At 39.3% G+C, this 14,537-nt stretch carries 12 protein-coding genes; 7 read left to right on the top strand and 5 right to left on the bottom strand.

Translation table 11 applies throughout. From position 1 onward, the window contains the following. Window positions 1–111 precede the first annotated feature (111 nt). The 5 genes from Q1A31_RS13155 to epmB form a co-directional block, all read right to left on the bottom strand. Window positions 112–2,028, bottom strand: coding sequence for a nucleoside-diphosphate sugar epimerase/dehydratase (locus tag Q1A31_RS13155; RefSeq protein WP_299877325.1), 1,917 nt, complete (start codon window positions 2,026–2,028; stop codon window positions 112–114). 140 nt (window positions 2,029–2,168) lie between these two features. After that, on the bottom strand, window positions 2,169–2,762 hold the full coding sequence (locus Q1A31_RS13150; protein ID WP_299877323.1) for a sugar transferase: 594 nt from the start codon (window positions 2,760–2,762) through the stop codon (window positions 2,169–2,171). 14 nt (window positions 2,763–2,776) lie between these two features. After that, a complete protein-coding gene (locus Q1A31_RS13145; protein ID WP_299877320.1) occupies window positions 2,777–3,943 on the bottom strand; it encodes a DegT/DnrJ/EryC1/StrS aminotransferase family protein in 1,167 nt (388 codons plus the stop codon). 86 nt (window positions 3,944–4,029) lie between these two features. Beyond that, window positions 4,030–5,769, bottom strand: coding sequence for a hypothetical protein (locus tag Q1A31_RS13140; RefSeq protein ID WP_299877317.1), 1,740 nt, complete (start codon window positions 5,767–5,769; stop codon window positions 4,030–4,032). Window positions 5,770–5,855: 86 nt separating this feature from the next. Next, window positions 5,856–6,899 carry an EF-P beta-lysylation protein EpmB gene (gene epmB, locus Q1A31_RS13135; RefSeq protein ID WP_299877315.1) on the bottom strand — a complete coding sequence of 348 codons (1,044 nt, stop codon included), beginning with the start codon at window positions 6,897–6,899 and terminating at the stop codon, window positions 5,856–5,858. Window positions 6,900–7,055: 156 nt separating this feature from the next. Between epmB and efp the strand changes: the two genes are divergently transcribed. The 7 genes from efp to Q1A31_RS13100 all read left to right on the top strand — a co-directional run bounded on the left by efp (window position 7,056) and on the right by Q1A31_RS13100 (window position 14,357). Further along, on the top strand, window positions 7,056–7,628 hold the full coding sequence (efp, locus tag Q1A31_RS13130) for an elongation factor P (RefSeq protein WP_131903891.1): 573 nt from the start codon (window positions 7,056–7,058) through the stop codon (window positions 7,626–7,628). Window positions 7,629–7,723: 95 nt separating this feature from the next. After that, window positions 7,724–8,689 (top strand): EF-P lysine aminoacylase EpmA, encoded by a 966-nt coding sequence (gene epmA / locus Q1A31_RS13125; protein ID WP_299877312.1) that lies wholly within the window; start codon window positions 7,724–7,726, stop codon window positions 8,687–8,689. A gap of 78 nt (window positions 8,690–8,767) precedes the next feature. Next, window positions 8,768–9,094, top strand: a complete 327-nt coding sequence (gene yajC / locus Q1A31_RS13120) for a preprotein translocase subunit YajC (protein ID WP_131903895.1) — start codon at window positions 8,768–8,770, stop codon at window positions 9,092–9,094. 96 nt (window positions 9,095–9,190) lie between these two features. Next, complete coding sequence (secD, locus tag Q1A31_RS13115; RefSeq protein WP_299877306.1) at window positions 9,191–11,056, top strand: protein translocase subunit SecD; 1,866 nt, start codon at window positions 9,191–9,193, stop codon at window positions 11,054–11,056. A 12-nt stretch (window positions 11,057–11,068) separates the two neighbouring features. Beyond that, window positions 11,069–12,007, top strand: coding sequence for a protein translocase subunit SecF (secF, locus tag Q1A31_RS13110; RefSeq protein WP_299877302.1), 939 nt, complete (start codon window positions 11,069–11,071; stop codon window positions 12,005–12,007). 314 nt (window positions 12,008–12,321) lie between these two features. Then, complete coding sequence (locus Q1A31_RS13105) at window positions 12,322–13,698, top strand: cache domain-containing protein (RefSeq protein WP_299877300.1); 1,377 nt, start codon at window positions 12,322–12,324, stop codon at window positions 13,696–13,698. Further along, window positions 13,695–14,357 carry a response regulator transcription factor gene (locus Q1A31_RS13100; protein WP_299877297.1) on the top strand — a complete coding sequence of 221 codons (663 nt, stop codon included), beginning with the start codon at window positions 13,695–13,697 and terminating at the stop codon, window positions 14,355–14,357. The genes Q1A31_RS13105 and Q1A31_RS13100 overlap by 4 nt, the downstream gene beginning before the upstream one ends. The last annotated feature ends 180 nt before the right edge of the window (window positions 14,358–14,537 follow it).

The raw sequence follows: 14,537 nt of genomic DNA, 5'->3' as shown, positions 1-14,537 counted from the left end.
CTGTTTTATATACAGCTATTACCGACTATAGTTTAAAGAATAGGGATAGATGGAACATCTTACGATAACGAGCACACAGAAAAATGTGACTCGTTTTTTCTTAACATTCAGTTATACAGGGTAACTTTTCTTAATAGGAATCACTTTACCCTTGTCATCATTGCTGATGGCTGAGTCGTTATTTGCAGTGTTTTCCCAAGGTGTGTAGCCACTTACGATCTTGGTTAGTGATTTTTTAATCTCATCAAGGTTATCGTCAGTTAAGGTATTTTGTAAGTTTTTCAGAAGAACTTCCAACTGGGATTTACTTAAAAACTCTTCATTTGCCTGCATTATGCGACTATGTTTTGTACCACTTACATTATCGCCAATTAGCAACTCTTCATATAATTTCTCACCCGGACGCAAACCAGAATATTTAACTTCGATGTCTCCATCAGGGTTATATTGATCTTTAAGTTGTAGACCAGCCAAGCTAATCATTTTGGTTGCCAGATCAGTGATTTTTACAGATTCACCCATATCCAAAACAAAAACATCACCGCCTTTAGCCATGGCTCCCGCTTGAATAACAAGCTGAACCGCTTCTGGAATTGACATGAAGTAACGCGTTATTTCTTTATGTGTAACAGTGATTGGACCACCATCCGCTATTTGCTGCCTGAATTTAGGCACGACTGACCCTGATGAACCCAGAACATTACCAAATCTGACCATAGAAAAAGTCGTTTCACAATTTTTGCTATTAGCTAATGACTGTAACACCATCTCCGCTATACGTTTGGTACACCCCATCACATTAGTCGGTCTAACAGCTTTATCGGTAGAGATCAAAATAAATGTTTCTACTTTCGATGCCAAAGACTTCTCTGCCAAAGTTTTAGTACCGAATACATTGTTTTTGATTCCAGCTACTGAGTTCTCTTCAACCAATGGCACATGTTTATAAGCAGCAGCGTGATAAACCGTCTGGATTTCATTTCTCGAAAACAACTTATCGAGTAACGTTATATCTCCACTTGAACCTAACACTCTCTCAATTTCCACACTGAAATGCACTGATGACAAAATTTCATTCAGTTCTTGTTCGATTTTATAGAGGGCAAACTCACTCAGCTCGAGCAATACAAGTTTCTTCGGTCTTAAGTTAAGCGCCTGTCGACAAAGTTCAGAACCAATCGAACCTCCCGCTCCCGAAATTAATACCGTTTTACCATGAATATTCGCAGGCAATAACTGCTTATCAGGACTTACCGGCTCCCTACCCAACAAATCATCTATATCGATATCTTTGATATCGGATACTCTAAAATTACCACTCGCGAAATCTTCAATCGCAGGAATAATTCGTACCTTTACCGGAAAGGGTTCTAATCTTTCAATGATAAATTGCCTTTCCTCTCTATCTATCGAAGGCATGGCAATAATTACTTCAGTGTTTTCTGGAGCATTCATCAATGTCGCAGCCGTTTTATCATAACTTTGCACATCAAAACCAAGCATATTCCAGCCTCTTAACGATGCATTATCATCAATGAAACCTTCTACGACATAAGCTGGATCTCCATCTAATAAAGCGGCTAATTTAGTACCTGATTCCCCGGCACCATAAATGTACACACGCTTCCTAGATGTTTTATTATCGTTATTGGTCCCATACAGCCATTGCTGAATCTGTAAACGACTTCCGGCAATGAATGTAAAGGTGCTTAGCCAATACAAAATTACACCAGACTTGGTCAAATCTGCCATACCAGTCACTTTCACCGTAATCGCCCAGATAATGGTCGTTATTAAGGTTGAGAGTAAAATTGCGGATATCGTTTGGTTACGAAAATAACGTAATACCGCTCGGTACAAGCCAAAGTTTATAAAAACAGGAAATGAAATAGCTAACGCTAATGGGAAAATCCACCATTCACCAGCATGTGGGAACATTACCTCATTTTTACCTAATGATAATGAAGCCCAAAGAAGCATGGGTAAGAATAAAGCATCGAGCAAAAGTATGAATAAACGCTTTTGCATTCGTGTTCGCTTTAAAAAGAATTGTTTTACTGCGTTTATCATTTTATGTTTTCAAAAAAACCTCTATAAGTGGGGAGGTGCCTTATAATTATTAGTATTGGATTCAAATCGTTTATTTGAAAGTTAGATTAAAAAAGTATCTAAAAAATTGCGATCACCGTTTTGATGATTAGCTTAAAATCCATCCATAAAGAACGTTCTTTTACATACTCTACGTAATATTTAAGTTTTATCGGCAATACTTTATTTTTATAATCACTTACTGGATCTTCCGATCCACTTAGTAAATCATTTTCGTTTACAAACTCAATTGATGCCTTATCGGTCATGCCAGGTGGTACAGATAACACGATACTCCGTGTTTCTTCTGGATAAAACTCAACATATTCAGGCACTTCAGGCCTGGGACCGACCAAACTCATCTCCCCTTTTAGTACATTGATTAATTGAGGAAGTTCATCCAGTTTGTATTTTCTTAGTACTCTTCCGATAGGCGTGATGCGCGGGTCATCTCCCGTAGTTACTTTGTTGCCCAGTTTTTCAGCATCCAAAACCATGGTTCTAAATTTTAAGACATCAAAATATTTACCATTCTTTCCCACTCTAACTTGCTTAAAAAGTACATTACCACCATCTTTTAACTTGATTACAAGCGCAATTATCAACAAAAAAGGAGCCAGAACTAGCAAACCAGGAATGACAAAAAACAAATCAAATAAACGTTTGCTAAGCATGTTTACACATTCCCTTATTTAGCGACTTTGGCACAAACATTTACCACGGCATCGATAACATTCTGCACATCTTCATCGGTCATTTTAGGATAAATGGGTAAACTCACGGCTCTATTAAATACATCTAAAGCAACGGGATAATCATCCTGTTTGTAGTTGTAACGATCACGCCAGTATGGCTGTAGGTGCAACGGGATGAAGTGAACGCTTGTTCCAATTTTTTCCTCTGCCATGAGTTCAATAAAACGGTTGCGATCGACAGTAATTGATTCCAAATCAAGTTGGAGCACATATAAATGCCAGGCGTGTGTATCTTCAGGTCGCGCAAGATAAGGGGTATTTAAAGGCAAAGAGGCAAAAGCTTGATTGTATTGAGTTGCCATCCATTCACGACGTTGCTGAAACTCGCAAGCTCGTTTCAATTGATGAATTCCCAAAGCCGCAGCAATATCCGTCATATTGTACTTATAACCCGGTTCTACCACTTCATAAAACCACGAAGGTTTATCAGAAGTATATCGGTCGAAGACATCACGATTAATGCCATGTAAACGCATGGTTTTCATACGAGAGAGATATTCTTCGTTTTCGGTGGCAATCATTCCACCTTCACCCGTTGCAATTGTCTTGGTGACATAAAAACTATAAACGGTAATATCTGACAACGAGCCTATAACTTTACCTTTATAAGTCGTGGGAAGCGCATGAGCAGCATCTTCAACGACTTTAACATCAAACTCTTTAGCTAAGGCTAAAATAGCATCCATATCACAGGCTTGCCCTGCAAAATGAACAGGCATGATTGCTTTAACATTATCGTGACCCTCCAAAGCTTCTCTTAAAAGCTCCGGATTCATATTAAATGTTTTGGGATCTATATCGACAAGAATGGGATCAGCACCCAAATATCTAATTACTTCTGCCGTAGCGGTAAAGGTATAAGTCGTTGTAATAACTACATCACCCGGACCTACTCCTACTGCTTCCAAAGCAAGGTGAAGGCCAGATGTTGCAGAATTTACCGCTAGTGCATGTTTTGCGTTAACAAACTCAGCAAAGTCTTTCTCAAACTGGGCCGTTTTAGGCCCCGTTGTTAACCAACCTGATCGTAAAGTATCTACAACCTCATTTATTTCGTCCTCACCAATGAGTGGCAAGGCGAAAGGTAAAAAATCACTCAAAATAATTCATCCTTGAAATTTTATTTTTAATTAAGTAACCCATAGAAGAAGAAAAGTTTATAAAAAAGAAACAAAACTGTTACCTATTATAAAAACTCCCAAACATCTTCGAAAGACTCTAAAGAACCATCCGCTGATTCTTCTTTCTCTAAGACTTCATATTTACAATAGGCAAAATTACCCACTGTATCATCTATTGCAGTAATTCTAACATGCTGTTGACGTGTGCCTAGTGTAATAACAAGCTCATCTTCAGGCTGGAAAATAAAACCAGGGAAAATCAGATTAGCCTCATCCCTTGCGCCATCAATGGTAGGAAGAAGAACGCCTTCTAACGGTAGTTTTTGTGAAATCTCACGGTTTGAGATTTCATCAACCTGAACTACCATTCCATGTAGAGAAAGAATCTCTAGCCCCATTTTAAGGCCTATGTTTTTAAAGGCATCCATCCAGCGTGTTACCGCAACCTGCCATAAACCAGCCGTATCATTCGGGTCTTTAATTGCTACAAGCTCCCCTACACGAGCAGTACTTGCTTCATTTTTCACCTGCTTTAGTCCATAACCACCAGAACTGCTATTTTCTATCTGCCAGCTGTGAATCTGTACTTCACGCTCATCCGCCAAGGCTTCAACATCAATATCAGACCATGGACTAGAGATATTGTCTTCTGCGGCCAGCGCCTCATAGATATTATCATCCTCAACATCTTCATTGATTTGATCCATGAAAGATTCAGGCTCGTTATCACGAATCATCGTAATCACATCCTGCATCTTAATGACCAAAGAAGCTTTCTCTTCGCGAAGAAAGCGTTTATAACGACGATTACGGATAGTTGTTAAAACATACACTAAGCGCTTTGCCAAGCTGTGCGTTAGCATGGGTAATTTATCGTGGACACCCAAATCTGACTCTTCACTTAAGCTCACAAACTGGTCTATGAGTTTAATAACTTTTGATAAATCAAAAATTCTGCTTGTTGGTGAATTCAGTAAATCGCTGACAGGCATTAAGTTTGCCGGCTCATCACTATTCATTAATGCGATATGTGCAAACTTACTCTTAACGTTGTCTGGGTTGGAAATAATAGATACTTCATTAAGCGTTTTAACAAAAAACTCGCGTACTTTGGTGACTTCTCCATGACGCAAAGTGTTGGGAGCAGCCAAGGCAACCAGATTAATTAATTTATATTGCTCTTCAATACTAAAGTTTTCACCGTTTACATCATCTTTATGCGGTATTTCTTTTGTTTCAATTTTGTTTTCGCAGGCAAGCAGATATAAGTGATGAATATCATGCCAGATAGTTTTCTGGTTTTTAGCATACACCCCATAATCATTGACAATGACTGAGCTCATGTACTGAATAGCTCTGCCAATTGAAACCAGTAGTTTCTTTTTAGACACAGAATTTTTAGTTAACATATCAAGCGCTGCTAATTGATACGAACCCGCCAGCTCCATTAATAATGATCTTTTCAGGTCAAATACTTTTTGACTTCTCTCAGGCAAAGGGAATGAACGCGTCTGAAAATGCCTGTCTAAATTTTCTAACGCCATTTTCACATAAGGCAACAAAATTTCTGTCACATCTATTCTAATCTGAGGTGATACAGGCTCTTGATTAAGTTTGGTGATTCCAGCAAATAAACGTCTGGTTGTCTCACCCATATCCATCATTGGTAACTCACCAACCCAGGAACGTGCCTTCGATACAGTACGAATATCGATAGTATCAATTAATTTGGGTTCAGCTTGTGGAGTAGATTTTTTAGTAGTTTCGTTACTATTATTTTTTTTCTTAAACAAAGAGATACTCATGAGACGACCTTAATTATTGTTAGTTTTATCTTTTTAAATGGTATTTAAATCGTTTTTTATTTTTATTATTCTTGATAATACTAACATTATTCAGGATTTTTTTCGATAGGTAGCTTAGACCGTTTGCCGGAAATATCTTCAACCAATCTTGGCACCAAATAACCAGGCAAGTTGTTTCTTAAGCCTTCCATAAGCTTTATCGACCGATCTCTTTCCACTTCAAAATGTGCGGCTCCCTGGATGCGATCTAACTGATGTAGGTAATAGGGCAAAACATGATTCGCCATGAGTTTATGACTCAACTCGGACAAGGTAGCGACATCATCATTCACTTCCTTCAGTAAGACGGATTGATTCAACAAGCTAAAACCATCTTTTCTTAAATCTGATAAAGCACGACTTACATGTTCATCGATTTCGTTAGCATGATTAATGTGAACGACCATAACTTTCTGAATATCTTGAACAGCAGATAGTGCTGTAAACATTTTACGCAAACTTTGATTTATTCTTTCCGGTAAGAATACAGGAACTCTGGTGTGGAACCTTAATGTTTTCACATGTGGTATGGCTGTAATTTCAACACACATTTTCTGCAAGCGATCATCAGACAACATCAAAGGATCACCACCACTAAAAATAACTTCGTGAATACTGTTGTCGCCCTGAATGTAATCTAAGGTGTTCTGCCATTGTTTTTTATCGGGCGATGAATCCGCATAAGGAAATTCTCTCCTAAAGCAATAACGGCAATGCACTGGAAATGCACCGGTTGTTACCAATAGAACTCTTCCCTGATATTTATGGAGTAACCCTGAAGATGCTTCGGCCTGCAAGTCACCAATAGGATCATTCACAAAACCCCGTGTTTCAATATTTTCCTGGTTGATCGGCAACACCTGCTGCAACAGAGGATCATTCCAGTCACCCTTTTGCATTTTTTCGGCATAAGACAATGGAACCAACATTTTAAAGCGACTGTCTGTCTTAACTTTATCTAAATATTCAGCGCGATCCAATCCTAAGAACTCTAATAATTCCAACGGATCTTTGAATGCTTTTTTTAAAACGGTACGCCAATTGGATTCATTGTTTAGCTGGATTCTTTCCAAAGGATGTGAACTTAGCATTGAATGGTTTTCATGGCTTTTCCTCTTGGAAAACTATCGATTAAAAAAATAAGTGAACAATAGCACCAACAAGTTCGATTTTCTCAAAGACTATGCCCTAATTTCACGTTATTATGATCGGCTTATTATTTTTCCAATTTGTAAGGAGTGCCATCGATGGCAACTGTTAGCACAAGTGAGTTTAAAAGTGGTCTGAAGTTCATACTAGACGGAGACCCTTATACCATCGTTGAGAATGAGTTTGTTAAGCCCGGTAAAGGTCAGGCATTTAGCCGAGTAAAGATACGTAATCTTAAAACCGGTAGAGTGGTTGATAAGACATTTAAGTCTGGTGAAAAAGTTGAAGCGGCCGATGTCATGGAAGTCGACATGGAATATTTGTATGAAGATGGAGAGTTCTGGCACTTTATGGAACCAACCAGCTTTGAACAACACGCTGCAGAAGAAACCGCAGTTATGGATGTTAAGCATTGGCTGAAACCACAGGAAAAATACATCGTTACGCTTTGGAATGGTTCACCATTAAGCGCGACACCACCAAATTTCATTGAATTACAAATTACAGAATGCGACCCTGGTGTTGCAGGGAATACCGCCCAAGGCGCAACAAAGCCGGCCACTGTTGAGACTGGCGCTCAAATCAAAGTCCCATTATTCGTAGAAGAAGGCGAAATGGTTAAAATTGATACTAGAACAGGCGAATACCTATCTAGAGCAAAAGACAGTTAAATAGAAATAAACAGTAAGTCACCCCCCTACTTATGGGCAGTTTTTTTATATAATTCTTATAAGTAAGCAGGGTGTGACAATCAGGAAGTAGAGCCTTGGATTGGTCACCTAACACCACACAGCAAACAAGAAAATCTCGCGCCCAAATGTTACATGACATTCGGGCGTTTTTTTTGCAACGAAATATTTTAGAAGTCGAAACGCCGGCATTATCTCAGTTTGGCAATACAGATCCTTTTATTGAATCAATACAATGTATTCAGCATAAATCAGAAAGCTCAGAGCTTCGGTACCTTCACACCTCCCCTGAATACCCAATGAAACGCCTTCTCGCGGCAGACAGTGGTGATATCTATCAAATTTCAAAAGTATGGCGAGCGGGAGAATCTGGCAACAAACACAACCCAGAATTCACCTTACTTGAATGGTACCGTGTAGGTTTTAGTTATCAAAAATTAATGCAAGAGGTAGAAGAACTCCTCAGTATTGTATTGCCTGATTTACCTAAAAAGCCCCAATTTAAAACTTATGAATCGTTATTCCTTGAAAAATTCAACATCAATCCCCATATCGCTACAAATGAACAATTAATTGACTGCGTCAGAGAGCATATCGACCATTTAGATACTGAAGGTATGAATAATCAGTCATTACTAGATGCAATATTGAGTTTTTGCATCGAACCTGAATTCGAAAGCAGTCATTTAACTTTTGTATATGACTACCCGGTTTCACAATCTGCGTTAGCCCAAATCAGGCAAACTGAGCATTATCCAGTTGCCGAACGTTTCGAAGTTTATTTAGGCCAATCAGAATTAGGAAATGGCTACCAGGAAGAAGTAGACAGTAAGCGCAACAAACAAATTCTAAATGATGAAAATCAGGCTCGAAAAGACTTTAATTTAGAGACTGTCAAAAAAGACCACCTATTTTTGGCAGCTGCCGAAAAGGGTATTCCTGCCTCGGCAGGTGTAGCAATAGGTTTAGATCGGGTTTTGATGTGCATTACAGGTGAAAAATCCATACAGAAAGTTATTAACTTTCCGTGGGATAAGGCATAATACACGGCTATTTATTGAACAATTGTTTCTGCTTTAAAGAAACGATTATATTAAGAATTTTAAATTTTGGAGATTACAATGGATTTTTTCATTTCAAACGCAATGGCAGCTGGCGAAGCACCAGCAGGTGGCGGTTTACAACTTGTATTCATGGTTGCCCTGTTCTTCGGCATCATGTATTTCATGATCATTCGCCCACAAGCTAAAAAAGCGAAAGAGCATACTTCTTTACTTGATTCACTCAGCAAAGGTGATGAAGTTGTAACAAGTGGCGGAATCATTGGAAAAATCTCTAAGCTAGGCGACAGTTTCGTCGAGCTAAAAGTATCTGAGACTGGCACTATCACTATTCAACGCCATGCAATCTCAGCGGTACTTCCAAAAGGTACAATGAAAGGCGCTTAAAAAAATACCATTCAACGAATAACAATCCCTCATGTCTTAGTTCTAAGCATGGGGGTTATTTACTTATAACGTTACAAACACACCGGGTTAATAATAATGAACCGCTATCCAATGTGGAAATACATCATAATTATTGTCGTAATGCTGGGAGGTCTTATCCTCGCATTGCCCAATATTTATCCCTCTCAACCTGCAGTTCAGGTTACCTCTAGTTCTCCAGACTTTCCTCTAGATGCTTCCGTTCTTCAGAAAATTAAAGATACGCTCACTGAAAAAGGTATCCCTGTTGAAGACACTCAATCAATAGATAACAGCAAAGCTTTGATCCGTTTTGATACGCCAGATACGCAGCTTGCTGCAGCAGATGCTATCAAAACCAGCCTGGGCAGCAAGTACAATACAGCTTTGAATCTTGCTCCGGCAACTCCTGGCTGGCTTAGAAGCCTCAAACCTATGAATCTTGGTCTGGATTTACGTGGCGGTGTTCACTTCCTGATGGAAGTAGACATGGAATCTGCCATCGATAAATCTCTGACTCGCCACAGTGAAGAATTCAGAACTTTTTTGCGTGAAAAGAAGATCAGCTACCTTGGTGTGAAACGCGTTACAGATCACCTAATCATTCAATTCAAAACAACAGAGCTAAGAGATCAGGCGAGACAGGAAATCAAAGGCGAATATCGTAACGAAATCGACTTTGAAGATGAAGAAACAGCCAAAGGCGCTGCGTTAAAAGCAACACTTACTCAAACTAATATCAATAACACTAAACGCTTTGCGCTACAGCAAAACATCACTACCTTACGTAAGCGTGTGAATGAATTAGGTGTTAGTGAACCAATCATTCAACAACAAGGCCTTGAAAGAATCGTCGTTCAATTACCTGGTGTTCAAGACCCCTCAGTTGCGAAGGAAATTCTTGGAACTACCGCAACACTTGAATTTCGTTTAGTAGACGAGGGTAATGATCCCTACTCTGCACAAGCTTCTGGTCGTATCCCTGTTGGCGATAAATTATTTGTAGAAAGAAACGGCAACCCTATTCTACTAAAAAGCCGGGTAATGCTTACCGGTGATTATATTACTGACGCATCTTCAGGCTTCGATCAACGTGATCAACGCCCTTCTGTTACGATCGTTCTTGATGGCAAAGGCGCTAAGTTATTCGCTAAATCGACAGGTGCTAATGTTCAGAAACTAATGGGTGTGGTTTTCATTGAACATAAAACAGTGGTCACCAAACAAGACGACGGCACTTTCACCAAAAACACCAAAGTCTCTAAAGAAGTTATTAATGTTGCTCGAATTCAAGAACAACTCAGTAAACGCTTCCAGATCACCGGATTAGATACCCCGCAAGAAGCATACAACCTTGCTCTGCTTCTAAGAGCTGGTGCACTTGCAGCACCTGTTTATATTGTAGAAGAACGCACCATTGGCCCAAGCCTTGGTGCTGATAATATCTCTGCAGGCTTTAAATCAGTGGTCATTGGTTTCGTGCTTGTATTGATCTTTATGGCATTCTATTACCGAGTATTTGGTTTGGTAGCCAATCTGGCGTTAACACTCAATCTGATTTTGATTGTTGCGGCATTATCTATGCTCCAGGCTACCCTAACCTTACCGGGTATTGCAGGTATCGTACTAACCGTTGGTATGGCGGTCGATGCGAACGTACTGATTTATGAACGGATAAAGGAAGAGCTGCGTAATGGTTTAACGCCTCAGGCTGCGATTCAATCGGGTTATGAAAAAGCATTCTCTACCATTGCTGATGCAAACATCACCACTCTGATCGCAGCAGTTGTACTCTACGGCATGGGAACAGGACCAATAAAAGGCTTCGCTATAACACTGGCAATTGGTATTGTCTCATCAATGTTTACCGCGATCATGGGCACACGTGCAGTCATTAATTTAATCTACGGCGGTAGTAAACGCCCTAAGAAACTGCACATTTAGGAGCTATCTATTATGAATACAAAAACTAGAAAGATGATCGATTTCACCGGCAAACGTAAAATTGCGATGATTTTATCTGCAATTTTAATGGTCGTTTCAATAGGCTCATTAATTGTTAATGGCTTGAATCTGGGCGTTGATTTCACGGGTGGTACAGTGATTGAAGTGGGCTATAAAGAAGCGGCTGATGTCGATAAAATTCGTCAGTCATTAACCGCCGCTAATTTTGATGCCTCAGTCCAACACTTTGGTACTGCGAAAGATATACTGATTCGAATCGCACCGCACGAAGGTGAAGACCGAGCAAAAATTGGTGATGCGGTTTTTTCAATCCTGAAAAGTACCAATGCTGATGTAGAGTTACGTCGAGTGGAGTTTGTTGGTCCCCAAATAGGTGACGAACTGCGTGATGATGGTGGTACAGCAATGCTTCTGGCTTTGGCAGGTATCTTAATTTACGTTACATTACGTTTTGAGTTCCGCTTTTCTGTTGGAGCAATTATCGCACTGATACATGATGTGGTGATTACGGTGGGCATATTTTCGATCACCCGAATTGAGTTTGACTTAACCATACTCGCCGCAATTCTGGCTATTATTGGTTACTCCCTCAACGATACTATCGTGGTGTTTGACCGAGTCCGGGAAAATTTCCTTAAACTCCGAAAAGCTACAGCAGATGAATCGATTAATATATCTATAAACCAGACACTTTCTCGCACGATAGTAACCTCTTTGACGACTTTACTTGTGCTGTCTGCATTATTCTACTTTGGCGGTAAAATAATCCATGGCTTCTCACTTGCCATGATTATTGGTGTAATTGTCGGTACTTACTCTTCTATATTTGTAGCGAGTAGTTCATTGCTGATGATGGGCATTACCCGTGAAGCCTTATTACCTCCTGAAAAAGAAGGTGATGATCAAGAAGAACTAACAGATATGCCTTAACGCTTATCCTCTAGTTAACATTTACAAAAAAGGCAGGTTAATTATTCCTGCCTTTTTTGTGTCGTTTCAATACAGAATGAAACTGAATAAATACTAATATAAGGTCACCCCCCTACTTTTGAATGATATTTATGCGGCTGCGCCTTCCCTACGGGTAAGCATTAAACAACAATGCTTTTGTCTCGATGAATCTCGGCTCGGTTTTGTTTTTTGAAAACGTAAATAGAATTTATGCTTTGCGAGGGTGTTTTTTATATTGAAGCATAATTAACTAAACTCCATCGAAAATTATTAAATACGCTATAACTATAACTATGTTTGCAGCCTTACCCTATAAATTAAAGATCGCACTACTCACGCTGATCCCCTTGATTATTGCTATTTCAGGGATTGCGGCAGCGACAGTGCATCAAACCAAGTTGCTCGCCAGCACCCAAGCCGAAACCTTTGAACAAGAATTACTAAATACCAAAAAAAGCGAACTCAAAAATTATATGGAGCTCGCTTACACCGCCATTATCAATGTTTACGATAACCCCAATGTCGCTAAAAAACATGCCCAACAGGAAGTCTATGACATTCTTAAAAGCATGGAATATGGCGAGGATGGATACTTTTTTGTTTATGACTATAACGGCATCAATATTGTTCACTCTCGAAAACCAGAATTAGAAGGCAAAAATCTTTTCGAATTTCGAGATGACAACGGCAAACTATTGATTCAAGAATTAATAGAAAAAGCAAAACAAGGTGGTGGTTTCACCCGATATCTTTGGGATAAGCCATCTGGTGGAAAATCAGTTGGAAAGTTGAGCTATTCTATCGGCCTCGAAAAATGGCAATGGATGGTAGGCACTGGTATTTACATAGATGATATCGAAAAAGGTGTGCTTGGGATTAAAGACAAAGCCAATAACACCAATAAAAAGACCCTATTACTTACCTCTATAATAGCGATTATTGCTACTTTACTGACTTCATTAATCGGTTTTTTAATCAACTTATCAGAAGGTAAGCTTGCCACCCAAAAAATGCGCGATCTGACTAATAAAACGGTTAACTTTCAGGAAGATGAGAGAAAACGTGTATCACGTGAGTTGCATGATGGCATCAACCAGTTACTGGTCTCTGTCAGATACAAACTCGATACTGCTAAAAGCAGATTACTAAAACAAAACAATGAACTTTCAAGCACCGCAGATCTTATCGATGAGGCCGATGACATACTAAACACCGGAATTCAGGAAGTACGACGCATATCACGAGACCTAAGACCCAGCCTTTTAGACGATCTCGGATTAAATGCGGCGATAAAGAGTCTAATTTCAGACTTTGAAGAGCGCACCAATATTGTTGTCGAGTTTCGCAATAACACCGCTAATGAAAGATTGCCTCAGGAAATAGAAACCGCCTTTTATAGAATCGTTCAAGAAGCACTGACCAACATAGAGAAACATGCTTTATCGGCTAAACATGTTATTCTCAATATCGACAAAAAACTGAGCTCGATCAACATGAGTATCAGTAATGATGGCATAGGTTTTGACAAACAAACACTGGAACAAACAAACCCGGAAAGAGGACTTGGTTTACGAAATATGGTAGATCGAACTGAATTACTTGAAGGCTTTTTAACCGTTAATTCGTCCATCGATAAGGGCACTACCGTTATTGTACACATACCATTATGAGCACAGCACCTACACCCACTAAAGACACCTTGGATAGTTCAATTACTTGCATCAGCGTCGTTTTAGCGGACGACCATCCGCTTGTTCAAGATGGTATTAAAACGCGTTTTGAAGACATAGATGATATTAACGTGATTGGTGTTGCAGCGACCGGACAAGAACTACTCGATATAGCGTCTGAGCTCCGGCCTGACGTCATTATCACTGATATCAGTATGCCCAATATCAATGGTCTGGAAGCCACTCGCTTATTGTCTCAATCTCACCCTGAAATCAAAATTTTGATCCTGACGATGCATGACAATAAAGAATATATGCAAAATGCTATCGATTCAGGCGCAAAGGGTTACATTTTAAAAGATCAACCGGCTGTTGATATGATTGATGCTGTGAGAAAAATACATGATGGTGGGACACATTTCTGCTCTAGTGCAGCAAATGTTTTAGATAATAATGCTAAAGACACAAGCAAGCTCACCAAACGTGAACAAGCCATTCTAATAGAACTTTTAAACGGTCTGAATAATAAACATGTCGCTGAAAAACTCTCTATCAGCCTTCGCACTGTCGAATGCCATCGTGGCAATATCTACCGAAAATTAGATACACATTCCATGGCGGGTTTAATTCGCTATGCTAAAAAGCATGGTTATATTTAATCGATTCTAGTTTGTTCCTAGTTAAAGCTGAGTAAACCTGTTAATTTTTATTAAATTTAGTCACCCCCCTACTTTTAGGCATTTTTTACTCATTTAATAAAAAACTCACCATGCAAACTTTCGTCCTTGTGCACTAAATTGTGCACAAAATTTTGCTCCAGCCTTTTGTTTCAATTATAA

The organism is uncultured Cocleimonas sp. (genome assembly GCF_947495625.1).
Lineage (GTDB): Bacteria > Pseudomonadota > Gammaproteobacteria > Thiotrichales > Thiotrichaceae > Cocleimonas.
This window is presented reverse-complemented; position numbering and strand designations above follow the sequence as displayed.